The sequence below is a fragment of the Vibrio sp. 1F255 genome (genome assembly GCF_041439145.1).
Taxonomy (GTDB): domain Bacteria; phylum Pseudomonadota; class Gammaproteobacteria; order Enterobacterales; family Vibrionaceae; genus Vibrio; species Vibrio crassostreae_C.
In genome coordinates this window covers 42,222-63,502 of sequence record NZ_JBGONQ010000012.1, presented here as the reverse complement: position 1 = coordinate 63,502, position 21,281 = coordinate 42,222, and the positions used below count along the sequence as shown (strand labels likewise).

The 21,281-nt window shown below is 43.6% G+C and carries 19 protein-coding genes; 4 read left to right on the top strand and 15 right to left on the bottom strand.

Annotated features, from left to right (window positions below):
• Positions 1 to 189: 189 nt before the first annotated feature.
• The 4 genes from pntB to ACED41_RS09205 form a co-directional block, all read right to left on the bottom strand.
• Positions 190 to 1,587, bottom strand: a complete 1,398-nt coding sequence (gene pntB / locus ACED41_RS09220; protein WP_017064580.1) for a Re/Si-specific NAD(P)(+) transhydrogenase subunit beta — start codon at positions 1,585 to 1,587, stop codon at positions 190 to 192.
• A gap of 10 nt (positions 1,588 to 1,597) precedes the next feature.
• Complete coding sequence (pntA, locus tag ACED41_RS09215; protein WP_017060103.1) at positions 1,598 to 3,145, bottom strand: Re/Si-specific NAD(P)(+) transhydrogenase subunit alpha; 1,548 nt, start codon at positions 3,143 to 3,145, stop codon at positions 1,598 to 1,600.
• Between the two features lie 300 nt (positions 3,146 to 3,445).
• The gene (locus ACED41_RS09210; RefSeq protein WP_004731023.1) at positions 3,446 to 3,727 is read right to left on the bottom strand and encodes an HlyU family transcriptional regulator; all 282 of its coding nucleotides are present in this window, start codon (positions 3,725 to 3,727) and stop codon (positions 3,446 to 3,448) included.
• Positions 3,728 to 3,765: 38 nt separating this feature from the next.
• Complete coding sequence (locus ACED41_RS09205; protein WP_017060104.1) at positions 3,766 to 4,134, bottom strand: late competence development ComFB family protein; 369 nt, start codon at positions 4,132 to 4,134, stop codon at positions 3,766 to 3,768.
• 476 nt (positions 4,135 to 4,610) lie between these two features.
• Here ACED41_RS09205 and ACED41_RS09200 point away from each other — a divergent pair, with 476 nt between their 5' ends.
• Entirely contained in the window at positions 4,611 to 5,852 is a 1,242-nt protein-coding gene (locus ACED41_RS09200; protein WP_032546996.1) for a GGDEF domain-containing protein, read from the top strand.
• A gap of 144 nt (positions 5,853 to 5,996) precedes the next feature.
• Here the strand turns inward: ACED41_RS09200 and ACED41_RS09195 are convergent, their stop codons facing one another.
• Positions 5,997 to 7,007: a Solitary outer membrane autotransporter beta-barrel domain gene (locus ACED41_RS09195; RefSeq protein WP_029235232.1), complete on the bottom strand. Its 1,011-nt coding sequence runs from the start codon at positions 7,005 to 7,007 to the stop codon at positions 5,997 to 5,999.
• Between the two features lie 78 nt (positions 7,008 to 7,085).
• Positions 7,086 to 8,036, bottom strand: coding sequence for a diguanylate cyclase (locus ACED41_RS09190; protein WP_017060107.1), 951 nt, complete (start codon positions 8,034 to 8,036; stop codon positions 7,086 to 7,088).
• A 152-nt stretch (positions 8,037 to 8,188) separates the two neighbouring features.
• Here ACED41_RS09190 and ACED41_RS09185 point away from each other — a divergent pair, with 152 nt between their 5' ends.
• Positions 8,189 to 8,626 carry a DUF3069 domain-containing protein gene (locus ACED41_RS09185; protein ID WP_017060108.1) on the top strand — a complete coding sequence of 146 codons (438 nt, stop codon included), beginning with the start codon at positions 8,189 to 8,191 and terminating at the stop codon, positions 8,624 to 8,626.
• Positions 8,627 to 8,863: 237 nt separating this feature from the next.
• Here ACED41_RS09185 and modC read toward each other — a convergent pair whose 3' ends face one another.
• Genes modC through ACED41_RS09165 form a run of 4 tightly spaced genes read right to left on the bottom strand, consistent with a single transcriptional unit; the run spans position 8,864 to position 12,947 of the window.
• Complete coding sequence (gene modC, locus ACED41_RS09180; RefSeq protein WP_017067812.1) at positions 8,864 to 9,970, bottom strand: molybdenum ABC transporter ATP-binding protein ModC; 1,107 nt, start codon at positions 9,968 to 9,970, stop codon at positions 8,864 to 8,866.
• On the bottom strand, positions 9,967 to 10,665 hold the full coding sequence (gene modB, locus ACED41_RS09175; RefSeq protein WP_017060110.1) for a molybdate ABC transporter permease subunit: 699 nt from the start codon (positions 10,663 to 10,665) through the stop codon (positions 9,967 to 9,969). Before modB ends, modC begins: the two co-directional genes overlap by 4 nt.
• The gene (gene modA, locus ACED41_RS09170) at positions 10,666 to 11,424 is read right to left on the bottom strand and encodes a molybdate ABC transporter substrate-binding protein (protein ID WP_017060111.1); all 759 of its coding nucleotides are present in this window, start codon (positions 11,422 to 11,424) and stop codon (positions 10,666 to 10,668) included. It abuts the gene before it with no gap.
• Positions 11,425 to 11,480: 56 nt separating this feature from the next.
• Entirely contained in the window at positions 11,481 to 12,947 is a 1,467-nt protein-coding gene (locus ACED41_RS09165; protein WP_171733216.1) for a cobyric acid synthase, read from the bottom strand.
• Positions 12,948 to 13,225: 278 nt separating this feature from the next.
• Here ACED41_RS09165 and ACED41_RS09160 point away from each other — a divergent pair, with 278 nt between their 5' ends.
• Positions 13,226 to 13,603 carry a YgiW/YdeI family stress tolerance OB fold protein gene (locus ACED41_RS09160; RefSeq protein ID WP_048608277.1) on the top strand — a complete coding sequence of 126 codons (378 nt, stop codon included), beginning with the start codon at positions 13,226 to 13,228 and terminating at the stop codon, positions 13,601 to 13,603.
• Between the two features lie 98 nt (positions 13,604 to 13,701).
• Positions 13,702 to 14,226 (top strand): hypothetical protein, encoded by a 525-nt coding sequence (locus ACED41_RS09155; protein ID WP_017060115.1) that lies wholly within the window; start codon positions 13,702 to 13,704, stop codon positions 14,224 to 14,226.
• A gap of 137 nt (positions 14,227 to 14,363) precedes the next feature.
• Here the strand turns inward: ACED41_RS09155 and ACED41_RS09150 are convergent, their stop codons facing one another.
• From ACED41_RS09150 to nrdD, 5 genes are all read right to left on the bottom strand, one after another.
• The gene (locus ACED41_RS09150) at positions 14,364 to 15,971 is read right to left on the bottom strand and encodes an ABC-F family ATPase (RefSeq protein ID WP_371724849.1); all 1,608 of its coding nucleotides are present in this window, start codon (positions 15,969 to 15,971) and stop codon (positions 14,364 to 14,366) included.
• A gap of 324 nt (positions 15,972 to 16,295) precedes the next feature.
• Entirely contained in the window at positions 16,296 to 16,982 is a 687-nt protein-coding gene (locus tag ACED41_RS09145; RefSeq protein ID WP_371724848.1) for a RimK/LysX family protein, read from the bottom strand.
• Between the two features lie 11 nt (positions 16,983 to 16,993).
• Positions 16,994 to 18,178 (bottom strand): amino acid aminotransferase, encoded by a 1,185-nt coding sequence (locus tag ACED41_RS09140; RefSeq protein ID WP_017060118.1) that lies wholly within the window; start codon positions 18,176 to 18,178, stop codon positions 16,994 to 16,996.
• Between the two features lie 265 nt (positions 18,179 to 18,443).
• On the bottom strand, positions 18,444 to 18,911 hold the full coding sequence (gene nrdG, locus ACED41_RS09135) for an anaerobic ribonucleoside-triphosphate reductase-activating protein (protein WP_017064571.1): 468 nt from the start codon (positions 18,909 to 18,911) through the stop codon (positions 18,444 to 18,446).
• Positions 18,912 to 19,066: 155 nt separating this feature from the next.
• Complete coding sequence (nrdD, locus tag ACED41_RS09130; RefSeq protein WP_017064570.1) at positions 19,067 to 21,187, bottom strand: anaerobic ribonucleoside-triphosphate reductase; 2,121 nt, start codon at positions 21,185 to 21,187, stop codon at positions 19,067 to 19,069.
• Positions 21,188 to 21,281: the final 94 nt, after the last annotated feature.

Below are 21,281 nucleotides of genomic sequence, written 5' to 3'. Positions count from 1 at the left end.
TACGGACACATTGTACATACGTACTAGTAGGCTGATTGGCAAGCCAAACCTCAATTGCGACAAGTTTTGCATCAGGCTTCGTCAACTTCGTATCAACTGAGATCACACATAGAGTCGCTTTCGTAAGATAAAAAAAGGAGCTCAAATGAGCTCCTTATCGAGTTGTTACATATTGTTTAGAGGTGATCTCTATAGATGTTCTAAGATACTTAGACAACTCTTTTTAGCGTCGCCAAACAGCATCTGCGTGTTCTCTTTGAAGAACAGTGGGTTTTGCACACCGGCGTAACCTGTGTTCATCGAACGCTTGAATACGATAACATTCTGAGCGTTCCAAACTTCAAGTACTGGCATACCAGCAATTGGGCTGTTTGGATCTTCAAGTGCTGCAGGGTTTACGGTGTCATTCGCACCAATTACCAATACAGTATCTGTCTCATCGAAGTCATCGTTGATTTCGTCCATTTCTAGAACGATATCGTAAGGCACTTTCGCTTCAGCAAGCAGTACGTTCATGTGACCCGGTAACCTACCAGCAACTGGGTGGATACCAAATCGAACATTAATGCCCTGCGCTCGTAGCTTCTCAGTGATTTCATGCACTGGGTATTGTGCTTGAGCTACTGCCATGCCGTATCCAGGAGTGATGATTACTGACTTAGAGTTTTTCAGCATATCAGCCACATCTTCAGCTGATGTTTCGCGGTGTTCACCTTGCTCTTCATCGCCATCAGACACAACCACTTCTTGGCCGAATCCACCAGCAATAACACTGATGAAAGAGCGGTTCATCGCCTTACACATAATGTAAGACAGAATCGCACCCGACGAACCAACCAATGCACCAGTTACGATAAGCAGATCGTTTGCAAGCATGAAACCTGCCGCTGCTGCTGCCCAACCAGAGTACGAGTTAAGCATAGAGACAACTACTGGCATATCTGCGCCGCCAATCGATGCCACTAAGTGGTAACCGAATGCGAATGCGATAAGCGTCATCACCATTAGCGCGAACATGCTGCCGTCCGCTTTAACGAACATGATCATCAGTAGTGTAGAAACTACGATAGCCGCTAGATTCCACTTGTGCTTATGAGGGATGTTCAATGCAGACGAAGAGATAACGCCACGAAGCTTTCCAAACGCAACAATAGAACCCGTGAACGTCACCGCACCGATAAACACGCCAAGGAACACTTCCACTAGATGGATAACGTGCTCTGCATGAATATCTGCAGGGTTGATAGAAACAGCAGCAGGTGGATCGATGTAGCTGTTGTAACCTACAAGTACTGCAGCCATACCTACGAAGCTGTGCAGAATTGCAACCAGCTCTGGCATTTCAGTCATTTCTACTTTTCTTGCGTAGTGGATACCAATACCACCACCGATCACCATAGCAATGATGATCCACACAATACCAGCAGAGTGAGGGCCAAAGATCGTTGCGATCAACGCGATTGCCATACCCGTGATACCGTAATAGTTACCTGCACGCGCAGATTCCTGTTTCGATAACCCAGCCAAGCTCATAATAAAAAATACAGCAGCAACAATATAAGCTGCTTGTACTAATCCTTCAGACATCTGTTACTCCTTAGTCTTTACGGAACATTTCAAGCATACGTTTGGTCACGGTAAAGCCACCAAAGATATTGATACTTGCAATTAATACGGCAATAAATGATAAGAACGTGACGACGCCACTTCCTTGTCCGATCTGTAACAGTGCACCTACTACAATGATGCCTGAAATCGCGTTAGTCACGGACATCAAAGGCGTATGCAGAGAATGGCTTACATTCCAAACTACGTAATAACCCACCACACAAGCGAGAACAAAAACGGTAAAGTGAGATAAGAACGCAGCTGGAGCAACCGAAGCTACCCAAGCAAATGCACCAACAGCTACCGCCATACCCGCCGCTTTCTTAATCGGAGAAACAGGTTCTTCAACTTTAGGCTCTGGTTTGGCCGCTTTTGGCTTAGTTTGTTGTGGTTGAGCTGAAACTTGAATTGGTGGAGCTGGCCAAGTGACCTCGCCCTCTTTAACGACAGTAACACCACGCAGAACAACATCTTCAAAGTCGATATTGATGTTGCCATCTTTCTCTTTGCAAAGCAGTTTCAAAAGGTTAACTAGGTTCGTTGCATACAGTTGAGATGATTGAGTCGGCAGTCGACCAACCATATCAGTGTAACCAACCACCTTCACGCCATTAGCCGTTGTAATGACTTGATCCGCAACCGTGTATTCACAGTTACCGCCATTGGCCGCCGCAAGGTCTACAATCACACTACCTGCACTCATGCTGTCTACCATCTCTTTGGTAATCAGCTTCGGAGCCGGGCGACCTGGAATCAGCGCCGTTGTAATGATGATATCAACGTCTTTTGCTTGAGCTGCATAAAGCTCTTCCGCTTTCTTATTGAATGCTTCAGACATCTCTTTTGCGTAGCCGTCACCAGCACTGGTATCTTCCTTGAAATCCACTTCCAAGAATTCAGCACCCATCGACTCAACTTGTTCTTTAACTTCAGGACGAACATCGAATGAACGAACGATTGCACCTAAGCTACCCGCAGCGCCGATTGCCGCTAGGCCAGCAACACCAGCACCTGCAACCAGTACTTTTGCTGGCGGAACTTTACCCGCAGCCGTAATCTGACCCGTGAAGAATCGACCAAACTCATGCGCCGCTTCAACAACAGCACGATAACCCGCGATGTTTGCCATAGAACTCAATGCATCTAACGCCTGAGCTCTTGAAATTCGTGGTACAGAATCCATCGCCATCACGTTGATGTTACGACTGGACAATTGTTCCATTAATTCTGGATTTTGGGCAGGCCAAATAAAGCTGACCAATGTTGCGCCATCTTTAAGAAGATCGATTTCATTTTTAGACTCGTCAACGATCGGAGCGTTAACTTTAAAGATAATATCGGATTTCCAAGCTTCATCTGCGGTGACAACTTTTGCTCCAGCTTGTTCATAAGCTGCATCTTCAAAACTTGCTAACGCACCTGCTTGTGATTCAACACAAACTTCAAATCCTAATTTTAGAAGCTGTTCTACCGATTTCGGCGAAGCAGCGACTCGCGTTTCACCAGCGAGCGTTTCTCTTGGTACACCAATTTGCATAGCTATTCCTTGACTATTGGCACGAATGACTTATTCGTTTGTATCTAACGACAACTAATACTTCAAGCGTTTTGTTCAAAGAACAGGAAAAGTTATTACTTATAACGATTTGGACGGAATTTGAGCGCTTCATTCGGATAAATGACGACCGTCTCGAACCAAGAGGTCAAACCACTTGCAAATAATCCTTTTAATAACAACTCACTAGCTGTTCTTTATCCATAAAACTAAAAAGAGCTTTCAGCATATACACTGAAAGCTCTCTAAATTATGACCAACATCAATTCTAACCCTAATTGGTTAGCTAAATATATTGTCGCCCATTTGGTCGATGAACATCTGCGATTTTTTGAGCATCAATTCGTCGGCATCTTGTTTGTTTGAAACAACATCTGAACGAATAAAACGGTGAGTTTTGATTTCACCATCGAATTCTTTCTCGATTCGCCCAGCAACACGGTATTGACCAGATTCTGCAATGGCATCTTGATAGATATTGAAACCCTTATATTCGACTGGCTCAATCTCTACTTTTTGTTCGGTTTTTTCTTTGCCACCAAATAATCTAGAAAAGAATCCCACGTTTTTACTCCTTAAATGACCGTATTCACCCTAAACTATCATGACTGTTTACGGTTCAACAATGGCTTTTCATACCATTGCAATTCTACGTCATCGTCAAAATTGTGTTGACTAAATATAACAGGCACATTGTCGTCACGTTCACGTCTTCGATCGTCAATAATCATACTTTCTGCATTTTTGACCGCGATCTCACTATTGCGTTTATAGAGCACCAATTTGTCTTCTGGCAATGCTGACAGAAAATCGATATCAAAACGAATATAGATAGGTTTTAGCTGGCCCAAAGCCAAGCACGCGAGATCGGCCAACTGTTCGTTGGTATAACTAGACACATATTCCTCGGTAGCCAATACATGACCGACCAGAGTTTCCATATAGTTATGTACATCAACACTAATTTGCATACCACACCTCCATTTGTAGCGGTTTTTCTAGTCGCAGTCGTTTCTAAAGTCACTTGAAACCATGCAATTCCTAATAGCTTTCTATAACTCAGTTATAGGTTTTACTGTCCATAGTTGAAACTTAGGCATTATTTAATCTTACTCTGACTTCATTACAGATCTTCGTCGCTTAATGAAAAGGTCACTCAATGATAACTGATCATCAAGCCCTTTAAGTGACAGCGCCAACGTAAGAGCAGCAGAGCAGATTTTGTTAAGTATCTATAACGACTAATTAATTTCTCATATATACTGTGTAGTTCGTTCTAAGGTTAATAGCAACTCAAAATACATATAAAAATGATTGCACCAATAGCGACCTATGACTATGTTTTTGCTCTAATTTAGGCAAAAAGCTTGGCAATCGCTTGTTTAACCGTATCCTACGCATAGTATTAAATAATAAGATCATCAATATAGTTAGGCTCACCACATAAATGGCATCATCTTTTGTAACGTCGAGCATGTTTCGATTTTGCTTCCCTTTAGTCCTGTTAACAATTTTGCTCGTTGGTATGGACAACGTCATTCTCGTGACGGACTCAAATTTAGGGTTTGCTAGCAACCTCCCTTACATTTTATTGAGCGTTGCGGTTCTGCTATGCCATACGTTCAGACAAGGTCGAATGGCGATGGTATCGGTGACCATGCTTGTCGCTTATCTGATCATCCAAGTTCGCTTACAAACGCCTCTCAATACTGGCACAACGCTATTAGAGCTCTCGTTACTTGCGGCATTAGTACCTGTCACTTGCTTACTTGTTTATGCCTTCCCTGATAACGGCGTAAACTCAAAGTCGATGCTGCTCTACGCCATCGTTCTTGTTCTATTTATGGTGTGGGCACAATTGATCGTCTCTCACTTCCATGCCGGCGGTTTTGAATCATGGAGTGATGGTCTTCTATTTATTGTCAGAGACTTCTCCAAACTGCCTTTTGTTTTAGTGCTGTATAGCCTTTGCTTGCTTGGCCTTACTGCCATTCTCGTGTTGGTGTATAACCGCTCTATCGATGTTGTGGTTTATAGCGCTATCCTGCTTTCTTCTTGTACGTTCATCTTCTTCGATATTCAGTACATCTCGAGCACCATGTTCTCGCTGTCAGGCACACTGATCATCGTCTATGTGATGTCTGCTAGTCATGATATGGCCTTTAACGACCAACTGACTAACATTCCCGGTCGACACGCCTTAGAAGTCGATATGAAGCACTTGGGGCGTAAGTATTCGATGGCGATGGTCGATATTGATCACTTTAAACAATTCAACGATACCTACGGACATGACATTGGCGACGATGTGTTAAAACTGGTGGCACGCATTCTGAGGGAAACCACAGGCGGCGCTAAAGCTTATCGCTATGGTGGAGAAGAGTTCACGATTATCTTCAAAGGAAAACATTCGGAACAAGTTAAAGAGCACCTTCAAGCTCTGATTTCCGAGGTTCAAAACTACGACATGACGATTCGTAATAGTCATGAACGCCCCGACGATCATGAAGTGGGTATGAAAAAGCGTGGCAAGAAAGGCAAACCATCGGAAGTGGTGAATGTGACGGTGAGTATTGGATTGTCTGATAGTACAACCACCAGACATCCTGAAGAGGTGTTGAAGCTTGCTGACCAAGCGCTGTATAAAGCGAAAGAAACCGGTCGAAACAAACTGTGTATTGACCGTTAACAATAGTTGATAGCGAAAGATATTGAGTGCTAGAGATCTAAATAGCTTAAGCCATTAATAGCGATCTGCTTCAATAACTATCACTTCCAAGTTCAACGAGCCTCATTGATTTGAGGCCGTATGGGCTTAACTGGAAAAAAGAGCTTAATCTTGGTTGAAGAATATAACCAAGCTGCCACCTTTTAAGCTACTTCCGTAGTTAATCGTAAAACCTATTCCCACGTTATCGACCCACTCATTAAACAGGTTTGGGTTAAGCAACCAACCAACACTGCCCTCGTAGTAAGATGTGGTGCCCATAGATGCCACGGTGTCACCACCAATATCAATTCGTCTTATACTCGAGTACATCGAAGTGATGTTCTTATCCCAACGCACGAGATCATAGAAAACCTTGGCTTCATTGGCGATATACCACCCTTCAGGATGACCGACATTGCCATTATTCGCCTCGCCCCAGCCGATGCCATTAAAGTAATGCCAACTGGTGCTCAATTTATACTTTCCCCAGTCATTCTTATCTTCGTACATCAGCTTGATTTTAGGCTCGATGATGTAAGCCCAAGCATCAGTATTGAGATATACGCCATCCAGTTGGTCTTGAATAGGCTTTAGCAACGAAGCGCGATATTCATAATCATTGCGGTAGTAAGAGATGTGGTTACCGATTGCAGAGCTGAAGCTCCAATATTCGTCTAGCTGGGACACATTCGCGAATTCGACGTAGCCAGACACTACCGACTCTTTTTGAAAATCGTTTCTGTTTGCTGCCGCGTACTCGACATCGTTCTCGATTCGCAATGCAGACAAGCGTAGCGTCACCTCTTGATGGTTGTCTTCGATGTAACTTGGTAATTCAAATGTGTAAGGCAAACTCAGGGAGGTGATGTTTTGGCGACGACTTACCGAATCATTCGAACCGATGTCTTCATTGTCCAAACTAAACACTTTATTGGGGTCAAAGTTATTGATACCAAAAGTGAAAACATCGGTGTCGTTGAGCAATACACTGGTGGCAAAGCTCTGCTCTAGATCCTTTCGAAAAAGATCAGATAGCGTATTGGCATTAACAGTGGTCGCCAAAGCGGTAAAAAATAGAGGAACCGCAAGCGTCCAAGATGTGTTGGTCATAGAAAATGACTTCGAATGTGGCATTTCTTTTATCACTTAAAGCACTTCCTAGCTCAAACGCTATTAGAAGTATAAATTCAAATATCTAAAAGAGCTCGCCAACTAACGCGCAAGCTCCAAAATGTTACGTTGTACAAAGGTATTTCTACCACTTTGCTTCGCTTGATAAAGCGCTTGATCGACCTTTTCGTAAATAGACGCAATAGATTCGCCACCTTCCGGCACAAATGACAACACACCTTGTGACGCTGTCACTCTATCCGATACCGTTGAGTGTTCATGAGCGTAGTTCATCTCATGCAATGCCTCTTTAACTCGAGTCGCGTGTACCTTAGCGCCTTCACTGTCTGTATCGCTAAGAATCAGAACAAACTCTTCACCGCCATAACGACCTACAAATTCTCCCGCACGAACAAACAGCTGTTTCAAGGTATTAGCAAGCCCTTGTAAGCACTTATCCCCTTGAATATGACCATAATTATCGTTGTAAGGCTTAAAGAAGTCTACATCTAGAAGTATGACTGTCATGGATATATTACGTCTTCCGTGCCACGCTATGCTCTCTTCAAGCTTAGTATCCATATATCGACGGTTATACAATTTGGTCAGGCCATCTTCGTTGGCTTGTTGCTGCAGAAGGATGTTCAGTTCTTCGAGTTTGGCTGTGCTTTGTTTTAGCTCTCGTCTCATGTGCGCGATACGTTGCATCGCAATCAGCTTAGAATTCAAAACAACCTTGTTTACTGGCTTGATCAGGTAATCATCGCCACCAGCGTCAATCGCTTTTGCGATCATCTCAGGTTCTTCGTGACCACTAAGAAAGATGATGGGAACCCATTCTGGGAATCGGCTTCGAACCTCATTCGCCACTTCAAAACCATCCATATCAGGCATGCTGATATCAAGTAACACGAGTTCAGGATCAAAATCAGAATAAACACTCAGGGCTTCTTTTCCGCTACCGACAGCTTCTACAATATGACCCAGTTGCTTGAGTCGGATAGCAAGTTGCATCCTGTCTAGTTGAACGTCATCAACCAGCAATATGCGCATTGAAGATCCCTTTTCTATCATCACATCACCTTTATCTAGTGTTGAATATTCAAAGTAGCTCAAATTTGGGCTTAAATCATGCCCTAATCTCTATATTATATTGACTTTTTTACAGATCTTTTTAGCATTGTTTCTTTTTAAAGAGAAATACTATGTCAGACGCTACAAACAACGAACAACAAGAAATCGATTTAACCACCATCTCACCAGAACTTCGTCAAGTTATCGAATTTGATGGCGTACCAAAAGAGATGCACTTTATGGTTACTTCTATTCACGAAGTGTCTGAAGAAGCAGTACGCGAAGCTTGGGATAGTCTTCCAGCAAGCGCACAAAATGTTTTAGACAACTTCGAGCAGTTCCACGCTCTAATCTCAGTTAGCCAAGCTTTCGCTGGTGTTAACGTGATGGAAGAGTTCCCTACTCTTAAACTTCCAGAAGACATGTCTGACGAAGAAAAAGAAGAGTACCGTGCTCAACTGCTAGACCAAGTTCTACACAACTGTGTAAAAGACATGGTTAAACAAATCAAGAAAGCTCGTCGTGATGCAATCTTGAAGCGTGATTTCAAAGAAGTTTTTACTAAGTAAGTCGCTAGTCGCCTAAACTAGGCTAAGCGCTAACAGTACTACTTAGAATTAAGCCGCATGTTTCTTTAAACACGCGGCTTTTTTATATCCGCTATTTTCTGTTCGTCGATCGTTACGTCTGTATGTTCTTGTTGCTAATGTTCATATGATTCGACAAATCATATGCTTTAACACTCATATAGTGTGGCGCAAAACTGGCAGTATCGCGACAATATCGAAAAGCAAACCTTCTCAGGTTTAATGCGTTACCGCGATATCTCTTTGAGCGACACTCACACCTTTAATTTGAGCGTAAACACGCTGCCCGATTTCTAGATTCAACTCATCCAGCGCCCACAAAGTAATGGTTGCCCATAGATAGCACCCAGACTCTAACTCTAGCTCGACAGCGACACTCTGCTTATTTGTGCCTTGCTGGTGCGTCTCTACACTTTTAATGGTCACTGGAAGGATGTTACGTATAGAAGTCCCTTTCGGCCGTTCTAGCGTGATAGAGACATCATTTGCCCTAACTTGCAGCCTCACTGTCGTACCAAGCTCACTCGATACTTTCTGAACCCATAACGACGTCGACTTTCCTAGCATCAGGCGAGACAGCGCATAATCGTCATTGTGTTCCGCTAATGTCGCTTCAAACAACGAGCTTTGCTCTGAGAAAGATTGCCAAGGTTGCATGGCTCTCGATGCCCAAACCTCTTCCGTCACACCCGACGAAATCACTTTGCCTTGGTCAATAATCACAAGGTGATTTGCCAAGCGTAAAATTTCATTGAGGCTATGAGTGACATAGATGATCGGTATTTGGACGGTTTCGGATAAGTTTTCCAGAAATGGCATCACTTCGCGCTTACGAGGCAAGTCGAGAGACGCTAAAGGCTCATCCATCAACAAAATGCTCGGCTTTGATAACAAAGCGCGGCCAATCGCCACACGTTGCTTCTCACCGCCAGACAAACGAGCTGGGTATCGGTCAAGCAATGAACCCAAAGACAACAGCGAGACTATTTGCTCAAAGTGCGCTTGATCGACGCTTTTCATACCGTATTTAAGGTTCGCTGCCACCTTCATATGTGGAAACAATCGCGACTCTTGGAACACATAACCGACGTTGCGTTTGTGAGTCGGCAAATTAATGCCATTTTCACTATCGAACAGTGTGGTTCCAGATACGCTGATCAGACCTTTATCGGGCTGTTTAAGGCCACTGATTGCATTGATAAGTGAGGTTTTACCCGCGCCAGAACGACCAAAAATTGCCGTAATGCCGCTACTTGGTAATTCCAAGTCGATATCAAAGAACGTTTCACCAAGTTGTTGTTGATATTGGAGGATCAAAGCACTCATGCATTGCCTCCCAAGCGTTGTGCTGACTTTTTGTTGAGCCACTCAGATAGCATCAATGAACCCAGCGCTATCACAATAGAAATGACACACAAACGCGCGGCTTCCATTTCAGCGCCAGGGGTTTCAATAAAAGTATACATAGCCAAAGGAATGGTTTGAGTTTCACCGGGAATATTTGAAACGAAGCTGATGGTCGCGCCAAACTCCCCTAGGCTTCTTGCGAATGAAAGCATGGTGCCGGTAATGACCCCTGGGATCATCAAGGGTAAAGTGATCGTGAAAAACACACGAAGAGGTGAAGCGCCTAATGTAGCAGCCGCCTCTTCAAGCTTACTGTCTACGGTTTCTAGGCTCAATCTAATAGAGCGAACCATCAGCGGCAACGCCACAACCACACAAGCGAGTGCCGCGCCCTTCCAGCTAAAGCTGAATACAATACCAAACACGTCATTGAGCCACGAACCTATGATACCTTGCCTGCCCATCATCACTAGCAGTAAATAGCCAATAACCACAGGTGGAAGTACCAAAGGTAAATGGACAATACTCTCAACAATGCTCTTACCTACAAATTGTTTCTTAGCAAGTAGCCATGCTAAGCCAATACCGATAGGGATAAGCCATAAGATTGCAAACCCAGCGACTTTTAAGCTCAGCATTAAGGCTTGGTATTCGTATTCCGATAAATACATCATTTAACGCACTTCAAATCCAAAACTGTTCAAGGTGTCTTTCGCTTTTTCGCTCTTTAGGAAAGTATAGAACTCTTCTGCCACAACTTTATCACTCAACTTCGCTACAGGGTAACGTATTGGTGTGTGCAGATCTGATGGGAAGGTCGACACTAGGTTTACTTCTTTAGAAAGCAACGCATCCGTTTTGTAGACAATGCCAAGCTTAGCTTCACTGCGCTCGACTAAGGCTAAGGCCATACGAACATTGTTACTTGGTGCCAATCGAGTTTTCACATCGTCCCATACACCTAACGTTTCTAACGCTTCTTTTGCATAGATACCAGCAGGAACCGACATGGTGTTACCCACTGCAAGCCTTTCATTAGTAAGCAGTTTAGCCCATTGTTCACCTTTTGATAGGTCTAACGTTACCGATGTCTCTTTAGGAGCAATCAGCACCAATTCGTTTTCACATAGGTTTGTGACATTGTCACTATAAACCAATTTACGATCGACTAAATGCGTCATCCATTTCTCATTTGCCGAGATAAAAATGTCTGCTGGTGCTCCTCTTTCGATTTGTCGCACCAAAGACGACGTACTCGCGTACACAGGAATCACATCGACAGAATGGTCTTTCTCAAACTCTTCAACCAACAGATTAACCGCATTGGTCATCGACGATGCAGCGTAAACTCGTAGCTTTTCCGCAGCAAAAAGATGACTAGAACTCAATGCCGAAGTTAAAGCCATGGTTAAAAGGAAGACTCGCTTTTTCATTGTTATCACTTATCTATTGTTCGTTTAAGTTCTTTAGCTAACTTCTAAATGGCGGCTTAAGCTGTTAACTCTGGCCAAAGCAGATCAAGATTTAAGTACTCTTCGATGGCATCAGCGATTCGATTAATACCCAGCTCTTTAAGCTGTTCGTGGTCAATCGCGGTCACATCGTTGGCTCCTGCCCATTCGCAAATAAGCGACAACGCATCACTGTTGTCGAATACGCCATGCAAGTAAGTACCAAAAATCGAGTTATCTTGATTCACAGCGCCATCTAGGCTGCCAGATTCTAACTGAACCGGTAAGGCTGTTTCTTTGACATCAGTCCTACCTACGTGGATTTCATACCCTTTTACTTGTGCTGTTTTGCCATCCAGCGTCATGGTGCCGCGTACGTTGGTTAAGGTTTTCTGCTGTGTAAGGGTCGTTTCAGTATCCAGATACCCTAACCCTTCGCTGCTGCCGGGTTCCCCTTCAACGCCATCAGGATCGTGGATGATGTTACCTAACATTTGGTAGCCACCGCAGATACCCATCACTTTGCCGCCTAAGCGCAGGTGGCGTTGAATATCTTTATCCCAGCCTTGTTCTTTTAGGTAATCCAAATCTGCTCTTACCGACTTTGTACCCGGCAAGATAATTAAATCAGCATTGTTTACACGTTCGCCTTTACCGACATAACGTAAATCAATCGAAGGATTCAATCTTAACGCGTCAAAGTCTGTATGGTTGCTGATTCGGGTTAGCACTGGCACCGCCACCTTAAGCTTAGCTTCTCCGTCAGACTCTTGAGCAGAGGTAATGGCATCTTCCGCTTCTAAGTTAAAACCATGCAGATATGGCAAAACACCAATGACTGGCTTGCCGGTTTTTTCCTCTAGCCAATCTAGGCCAGATTGAAGCAGTGCGATATCGCCTCTAAAACGATTTATCACAAAGCCTTTTACACGAGCTTGTTCAGATTCAGACAATAGAGCTAATGTCCCGTAGAGATGCGCAAAAACGCCACCACGGTCAATATCAGCAACGATGAGCACAGGGATGTCCGCTTTCTCAGCAAATCCCATGTTAGCGATATCATTTTCACGAAGATTGATTTCGGCTGGGCTCCCCGCACCTTCAATCATCACGCTTTCATATTCTTCAGAAAGTCGGTCAAACGAATCGATAACTGTATCCATCGCCACTTTCTTGTAATCATGATAACCCGTCGCTTCCATGTTGCTCAGCGCTCGGCCTTGCAAAATCACTTGCGCGCCGGTATCTGAGTTGGGCTTTAGCAATACAGGGTTCATGTGAACGGTTGGCTCTATATTACAAGCTTGCGCCTGAACCGCTTGAGCACGGCCAATTTCGCCACCATCTTTTGTCACAGCACTGTTCAACGCCATGTTTTGTGGCTTAAAAGGTGCCACTTTGATTCCTTTCCTTGCCAAAACACGGCATAAACCTGCCACCAAAACACTTTTTCCGGCATCTGACGTTGTCCCTTGAACCATAAGGGCACTTAATGGTGCTCGCATTTGTACTTAAATCCTTAATTTCTTAATTTTCAATTTATAGCTGTGGGCAATATTTCTCTGCGACCATCTTAACGTCATTGCCGAGTAGATGCTCAATAAAATGAATGGAAAATGAATGTGTTACTCACTCTGGATTCAACCCCAGTGTTGTTTAATAGCTCCATCGAAACGAAGCTTGTGAACGATAACAGGCGCTTCAACAAAAAACGTACTAACGAAAAGAAACGTTTCAAATTCAGAAAAACGTTTCTACTAAAAACAACATTAAGGGATTCACCATGAAAAAAACTGTATTAGCTATCGCATCTACTATTATCCTTGCTCCTACTTTCGCAATGGCTAGTGACCACAACAGCAACAAGCACGAAAGCGCTATTGCTTATACTGGCCCAATTGAAACCGTTTCTGTTGCGACACTACTTGCCGACACAAGCATGTTCGCAGAGCAAGAAGCAATTGTGGATGGCAAGATCGTTCGTCAACTTAAGAATGACACGTTTGTCTTCTCTGATGGCCAGAGTGAAATTCAAATCGAACTTGATGATGATATCCGCCTAGCACAACCACTGACCGCTGATACAAAAGTTCGTATCTTCGGTGAATATGAAGGTGGTAAGACACCTGAAATCGAAGTGGACCACATCCAGGTTCTATAAGCGATTAATATAAAAATACCGACTTCAAATAATTGGCCTGCATATTGCACGCTTTTTTGTATTATACTGCCGCAAAATACAATTTATATGGAGTCACCATGCTAGGTTGCACGAATAAGACTGTCCTTTTAGGACTCGCTGCACTGTGTTCATTCTCTGCGTCTGCAAACAACTTTAACTACAACACATTCGAGCTGCGCATGGGTACTAGCCCAAGTACTTTCGGTGGTGAAGTCACAACAATGTTCACTCAGAACTCTCATTTTGTTGCTCGTATCGATTCAGAATTTGAAAGTGATTGGGATGCAGCGGTAGGTATGGGATTCAACGGCCCAATCAGTCAATTTGCTGACGTTACTGGCCAAATGTTACTGCACAACATTGAACGGAATGACGATAACCACATCAAAACAGAAATTAACCTTGGCTTGAGAGCTTGGTTAATGGCAAACGTTGAAGTTAACGCACGCCTTGGTCAACTGATCGACAACGATGACACTCGTTCAATTTTGGGTATCGGTGCTCGTTTCCATTCAACTGATCAACTGTCTGTTGGTCTTGATATGCGCAATAACGGCACATATGGCCACCAAATCTTAATGTCGGCTCGATTCGGATTCTAATCTAGATTTCAATTACTGAGTAATAAATAGCTAAACGTATTACATAGAAAAGCCCCGAACATATTAATGTTCGGGGCTTTTTTGTTTGTTAGTTTCGCTGGCTTTTAGTCGTTCACGACCTGAGCCAGCGACTTGCTTTATAAGCTAACCATCAGCATCTTTTTCTGGTGATCTAAGTACTCTTCATAAGTACCTTGGAAGCTCACTAGCTGTTGATCTTTTACATCGATGATGTGTGTTGCTAATGAAGAAACGAACTCTCGGTCATGGCTTACGAAGATAAGCGTGCCAGTGTAAACCTTCAACGCGTCGTTCAGGGCTTGGATTGCTTCCATGTCCATGTGGTTGGTTGGTTCGTCCATTACAAGCACGTTGATGTCTTGCATCATTAGCTTGCCGAATAACAGACGGTTCTTCTCACCACCAGAACAGTTACGCGCTTTTTTGTTCGCATCGTCAGCAGTAAACAATAGGCGACCTAGAATGCCACGTACCATAAGGTCATCGTGCTTCACTGTGCGCCATTGTGAGATCCAATCGAAGATGCTCAGGTCGTTATCAAAGTCAGACGTACTATCTTGTGGGCAGTAGCCTACAGATGCGTTTTCAGACCATTTTACGATACCTTCGTTTTGCTCTAGCTCTTGAACTAGGCAACGTAGCAGCGTGGTTTTACCTACACCGTTCTCACCGATAACCGCAAGACGAGTACCCGCTTCAAGCAGCAAGTTACCACCGGCAAACAATGTTTCGCCATCGAAGCCGTGACCAAGGTCTTGAAGTTCAAGCGCTTGACGGTGTAGTTTCTTACCTTCGCCAAAATCAATAGATGGGCTCATACGGCTCGATGATTTCACTTCATCAAGCGTGATCTTATCCATTTTCTTGGCACGAGAGCTTGCTTGTTTTGCTTTAGATGCGTTAGCACCAAAACGGTTTACGAAATCTTGAAGCTCGCTGATTTCAGCCGCTTTCTTAGCGTTGCTTGCTAAAAGCTGTTCACGAATCAAGCCAGATGCTTCTAGGAAGTACTCGTAGTTACCAGGGTAGACACGTAGCTCACCGTAGTCGATGTCTGCCATGTGTGTACACACAGAGTTCAGGAAGTGTCTATCGTGCGAAATGATGATCATTGTACATTTACGCTGGTTTAGCTCTTCAGCAAGCCAGTTGATCGTGTGAATGTCCAAGTTGTTGGTTGGTTCATCAAGAAGCAGGATATCTGGGTTTGCAAACAGAGCTTGTGCCAATAGCACACGCAGTTTCCAACCTGGAGCTACTTGCTGGATCAAGCCGAAATGGAACTCTTCTTCAATACCCGCTTGAATTAGGATGTCGCCAGCACGGCTTTCTGCTGTGTAGCCATCCATTTCCGCGAATTCACTTTCAAGTTCTGCGACTTTCATGCCGTCGTCTTCGCTCATTTCTGGCAAAGAGTAAATGCGGTCACGTTCTTGTTTTACTTCCCAAAGTTTTCTGTCGCCCATGATCACAACGTCGATAACGCTGTACTGTTCGAAAGCGAACTGATCTTGGCTTAGCACACCCAGTTTTTCTCCTGGAGTGATAGAAACGTTGCCCGAGCTTGGCGTTAATGCGCCACTTAGGATTTTCATGAACGTTGATTTGCCGCAACCATTAGCGCCGATCAAACCATAACGGTTGCCGTTACCAAATTTAGCAGAGATGTTTTCAAACAGCGGCTCTGCGCCAAATTGCATTGTGATGTTCGCGGTAGATATCAAAGAACTAATTCCTAAGCGTGTACTGACAGATAATTATTAGGCTATTTCAAGAACCTAAATAAGAAGTACGAAAGTATGGATTAAACAAAAATCGAAGCGCGGATTATATAGAGATCTCGATCACGTTGTCGAGGCTAAACAGTAAACGAATAGTAAACATAGACCATTTAGATGCTTTTCATACGTTATGGGGTGTAAATAAAAAAATCCCCACCAGCAGAACTGGTAGGGATTTCATTTATCAACACTAAAAGTCTTTTAAGCTCGTCACCTTTGAAACTATAGCTCTTCAAAACGAAAAGCTTTGATGACGAGCAGAACTTGTTATTTAGTAATTTTCTTCTGAACGTATTTTTTGCTCACGTCGACAACCGCAACATCTCTAAAGAAGCTTCTACCCAACAGAAGTGGGAAAGAAAGATGCGTTCGGTCGGCTAGCGTAAATTCAGTTTTGTCTTTTAGATCGCCAATTTGAATCGAAGCTACAACCACAGCGCGTCGTTGTGTGCCTTCTGCGCTTGATTGCTTGATCTTAACCCAGCGTTCTACTGGTAAGCTGATCTCTTCAGTTGTAATTCCGTCGTGTTCAATCTTGAACTTAACCCAGTCTTTGCCGTCACGTTCAAAATCAACAATATCAACTGCACTGATTGAAGAGGTTGTTGCACCGGTATCGACACGTGCTTTAAACGCTTCTTTTAAACCAGGAACAAACACCCACTCTTCTTCACCAAGAATCAGTTTGCCGTCACTTGTTTTTCTAACCTTCTCTACTGGTTTTTCAACAGGTGCAGGTTTTACTTCCGGCTCAGTTGGTTTTACTTCTTCAGGCTTCTCAGTAGGTTCCGTTACTTTCTCGCCTTCTGTTGCGTCAGTTTTTGAAGAGTCATCCACAACAGGTTGTTCGATTTGAGGCTTTTGCTCTGGCTCAACAGGAGTTTGAGTTGTAGCCGAACAAGCAAACAGGACACCACTTAGCATTAAAACTACAATCGCTTTCCAATTATACATTCAGTCACCTTCTATTTTGAAACGTTTGCTATCGCTTTTGCTACATAAGGAATATGAGATTCGGAAAGGCCTGCGATATTGATGCGTCCATCACCAACACCATAGACTCCATATTCTTCACGTAATTGATTCATTTGAGTTTCTTTAAAGCCTAGTACACTAAACATGCCTTTATGGCTTTCAATGAAGTCAAATTGTGACGTGTTATAAGTATTTCGCAATTCATCACATAAACTTTGGCGCAGATTTAACAAACGTTGCTGCATTTCACTCAATTCTTGCTTCCAAATCGAGGTTAGCTCTTGATTCTGAAGAATTGTTTTAACCAAAGCTGCACCATGATCTGGCGGCATTGTGTAAGTTGAACGAGCAAGCGTTAGAAGCTTACCTTTAGCATTGCCAACGTGTTCGCTGTTTTTGCCAATCACGATAGCGGCACCCGTTCTTTCACGGTATAAACCGAAGTTCTTCGAGCAAGATGTCGTAATCAACATCTCTTCGACGTTGTTAGCCATGTGTTGAAGACCTTTTGCGTCTTCTTCTAAGCCATCACCAAAGCCTTGGTAAGCAATATCAACGAACGGCAAGAAGCCATTTTTCTGCGATAGTTTGGTAATTTCCTGCCACGCCTCAAAGTCGATATCCGCACCCGTTGGGTTATGACAGCAACCGTGCAGTAGTACCACATCTGATGGACCCGCTTTTGAAAGGTCATCCAACATTCTTGCAGTATCAACTTGCTTCGTTTCAGGACTGAAGTAATTGTAATATCGAACTTTTAAGCCTGCCGCTTCCATCACCGGTTTGTGGTTAACGTAGCTTGGGTTTGAAATCCAAACCGTGGTGTCTGGTTGAGAAACTTTCATTAAGTCACCCAACATGCGAAGTGCACCACTTGCACCCGGTGTTTGAATCGCAGCAACGCGATCCATTGCAGAAGTCCCTTTAAGCAGCAGATCAACCATGCTCTGGTTGAACTCTTCACAGCCTGCTAGGCCAACGTAAGCTTTGGTTTTCTGCGTTTCAACAACGATATCTTGAGCCATAGAAACGGCTTTCATGATCGGAGTTTCGCCTTGGTCGTTTTTGTAAACGCCAATGCCTAAATCGACTTTATCAGTACGAGTATCGCCGCGGTAAGCAACAGAAAGAGATAGAATTGGATCTAAAGTTGGTTTTGGTAGATGTGAAAACATGAAAGTCACAACCCTTTGAAATTCAAGTAATGGCCTCCAAGTTATCATTTTATTTACAATTTAAGAAACAGAAATTCATCAAAGTTTTGATTTTTAGGAGATAACTCTAGTTGAGACTGGTGCAATCTAATATTCCCTATTCCATATAGTTCAATATTCAATCAATTTACAAATTTAGAACGTCATAAAATAAAAAAGCCTCAACAGAGAAGCTGAGGCTACTAATTTGCACTAATGTAGGTTGACGTTAACTAACGAAAGTCTACTAGAGTCGGAACCGATGAATAATTTGGTTTGAACTACCACGCCAATCCAACATTGGATCCGCTTTATCTTGCTCAAAACGACCATCAATCAAAGTATCAACATATTCAAGTACTTGCCTCTGCTTTTCGTCGAGTTCGTCGAGCTCGTAGCCCGTCCACATCCAGATGTCTTTGCCTTCACATTCTGCTTTTACACGCTGAACAAGCTTAAGCACTTCAGACACGTTTGCAGGATGCAAAGGATCACCACCAGAAAGCGACAAGCCACGACGCTTAATTCGCGGATCATTGAGATCAGCGATAATGTGGTCTTGCAGTTCTTGAGTAAACAAATGCCCAGAGTCCAACCTTTGCGTCGATTGGTTATAACACCCGCGACACTGGTGTACACAACCCGACACAAACAAAGTGCAGCGTGTTCCAGGGCCATTTACAACGTCGATTGGGTGATATTGGTGATAATTCATAAGGCAGTATTGAAAACTCGTGATTACTTAATAGTTTGAGAAGATGTGTTGTAAAAGCTGAAACGAAAGAATTGGTATCGACATAACGCCGATACCAATCATATTTCTTGAAACGTAGCTCTTCTAAATAAGCTAGCTAATAATCTTAGAGCTTACTAAAGATGCTTCACTCGGCGTTTAACTTCTTCTTGCTTACCGAAGTTAAATGGTCGTGCATCTGGGCTACCAAGGTAACCACAAACACGGCGTGTTACCGATACTTTGGTTGAGTCGTGGTTGCCACACTTAGGACACGTAAAGCCCTTACTAGTACAGTCAAATTCACCGTTGTAACCACATTCGTAGCACTCATCAATCGGCGTATTTGTACCGTAGTAAGGAACACGTGTGTAGCTGTAGTCCCATACGTTTTCTAGTGCTTCGATGTTCTTCTGCATGTTCGGGAACTCACCGTAACAGATGAAACCACCACTAGAGATTTCAGGATAAGGCATCTCAAAATCGATCTTGTCGTATGGGTTCACTTTCTTCTGCACGTCTAAGTGAAAGCTGTTGGTGTAATAACCACGGTCTGTTACGCCATCAATCACACCAAACTCTTTGGTGTCGATGCTGCAGAAACGACTACATAGGTTTTCACTTGGTGTGCCGTATAGGCTGAATGCATAACCTGTCTCTTTGGTCCAAGATTCTACTTCACGCTTCATGTACTCCACTAGCTCAAGCGCTTTAGCACGCATTTCGCCATCGTCGTACAGGTGAACGTCAGTACCGTAAAGTGCTGTCATCGCTTCGTGGATACCAATGTAACCAAGAGAAACAGACGCGCGGCCGTTCTTGAAGATATCGGCAATAGAGTCGTCCGCTTTCAATCGAACGCCACAAGCACCTTCCATGTAAAGGATTGGAGCAACACGTGCTTTCACGTTTTCTAGACGAGAAATACGAGTTTCTAAAGCGCGACGAGCCAGCTTCAGTTTATCATCAAGCAGTTCGTAGAACTTAGCCATATCTTGTTTTGCGTTAATCGCAATACGTGGCAAGTTCAAGCTAACAACACCTAAGTTGTTACGGCCTTCGTGAATCAACTCACCATTTTCTTCGTAAGTATTCAAGAAGCTACGACAACCCATAGGAGTTTTAAATGACCCTGTCACTTCTACTACTTTGTCGTAGTTAAGAATGTCTGGGTACATACGCTTAGACGCACACTCTAGCGCTAATTGCTTGATGTCGTAGTTTGGATCTTGCTTCTGGTGGTTCAAACCATCTTTGATCGCAAATACCAGTTTAGGGAACACGGCTGTTTTACGGTTCTTACCCAAACCTGCAATGCGGTTTTTCAAGATTGATTGCTGAATCAATTTCGAGCCCCAGCTTTCACCTAAACCAAAACCAAACGTCACGAATGGTGTTTGACCATTAGCGGTGTGCAGCGTGTTTACTTCGTACTCCAGAGATTGGAACGCGTCGTAACACTCTTTCTCTGTGCGAGAGATAGCAAAAGCTTCTGGGCTATGAATGTCCCACTCTTTCGCTAGCGATAAGTGCTTCTCGTAGCTCGCCATAACGTAAGGTTCAAGAACCTCATCGATGCGGTTAATCGTTGTGCCGCCGTAGATGTGACTCGCCACTTGCGCGATGATCTGCGCGGTTACCGCTGTCGCCGTAGAAATAGACTTAGGTGTGTCGATTTCCGCGTTACCCATCTTGAAGCCATGCGTTAACATGCCTTTCAGATCGATAAGCATGCAGTTAAACATTGGGAAGAACGGTGCGTAGTCTAGATCGTGGTAGTGAATATCACCACATTCGTGAGCATGTACGATATCACGTGGCAAAATGTGAGTTTTCGCATAGTGTTTAGCCACGATACCCGCCAGCAGGTCACGCTGAGTTGGGATTACTTTGCCATCTTTGTTCGCGTTTTCATTGATTAGATCAACGTTGCTTTCTTCGATCAAACCTTCGATCTCACGCGTTAAAGCGCTTTGCTTCTCACGGGCGATGTCGCGGTCATGACGATATTCAATGTAGGCACGAGCCAGAGACTTGTATGGTCCCTGCATTAGCTCGTTCTCGACCATGGTTTGAATTTCAGAGATATGAACTTCATCGTAGTCTTCGAGCTTCAACTCAACTGCTAATGCCACATTCAGTGCATAAATAGCAATTTCCTTATCGGCTTTGTCTGATGCTGCTTCCACTGCAGCTTGGATGCGATCTCTACTGAATGGAGCTCTTGAGCCATCACGCTTGATTACGATTGATTTCACCACTTCTCCTTACTCTTGAGGTATTCACAGACTTATCCACAAACACACTATATAGAGCGATTTATCGTTTAACTAACACTAGATATTGTGGCGT

Bases quoted from the DNA above. Each gene is read 5' to 3' on its own strand.
- ACED41_RS09205 (WP_017060104.1), bottom strand. From the start codon at position 4,134: ATGCAAATTAGTGTTGATGTACATAACTATATGGAAACTCTGGTCGGT.
- modB (WP_017060110.1), bottom strand. From the start codon at position 10,665: ATGATGTATTTATCGGAATACGAATACCAAGCCTTAATGCTGAGCTTA.
- ACED41_RS09160 (WP_048608277.1), top strand. From the start codon at position 13,226: ATGAAAAAAACTGTATTAGCTATCGCATCTACTATTATCCTTGCTCCT.
- ACED41_RS09140 (WP_017060118.1), bottom strand. From the start codon at position 18,178: ATGTTTTCACATCTACCAAAACCAACTTTAGATCCAATTCTATCTCTT.
- modA (WP_017060111.1), bottom strand. From the start codon at position 11,424: ATGAAAAAGCGAGTCTTCCTTTTAACCATGGCTTTAACTTCGGCATTG.
- ACED41_RS09165 (WP_171733216.1), bottom strand. From the start codon at position 12,947: ATGCGAGCACCATTAAGTGCCCTTATGGTTCAAGGGACAACGTCAGAT.
- pntA (WP_017060103.1), bottom strand. From the start codon at position 3,145: ATGCAAATTGGTGTACCAAGAGAAACGCTCGCTGGTGAAACGCGAGTC.
- ACED41_RS09145 (WP_371724848.1), bottom strand. From the start codon at position 16,982: ATGTATAATTGGAAAGCGATTGTAGTTTTAATGCTAAGTGGTGTCCTG.
- ACED41_RS09185 (WP_017060108.1), top strand. From the start codon at position 8,189: ATGTCAGACGCTACAAACAACGAACAACAAGAAATCGATTTAACCACC.
- ACED41_RS09200 (WP_032546996.1), top strand. From the start codon at position 4,611: ATGGCATCATCTTTTGTAACGTCGAGCATGTTTCGATTTTGCTTCCCT.
- ACED41_RS09195 (WP_029235232.1), bottom strand. From the start codon at position 7,007: ATGCCACATTCGAAGTCATTTTCTATGACCAACACATCTTGGACGCTT.
- nrdG (WP_017064571.1), bottom strand. From the start codon at position 18,911: ATGAATTATCACCAATATCACCCAATCGACGTTGTAAATGGCCCTGGA.
- modC (WP_017067812.1), bottom strand. From the start codon at position 9,970: ATGAGTGCTTTGATCCTCCAATATCAACAACAACTTGGTGAAACGTTC.
- pntB (WP_017064580.1), bottom strand. From the start codon at position 1,587: ATGTCTGAAGGATTAGTACAAGCAGCTTATATTGTTGCTGCTGTATTT.
- ACED41_RS09155 (WP_017060115.1), top strand. From the start codon at position 13,702: ATGCTAGGTTGCACGAATAAGACTGTCCTTTTAGGACTCGCTGCACTG.
- ACED41_RS09190 (WP_017060107.1), bottom strand. From the start codon at position 8,036: ATGCGCATATTGCTGGTTGATGACGTTCAACTAGACAGGATGCAACTT.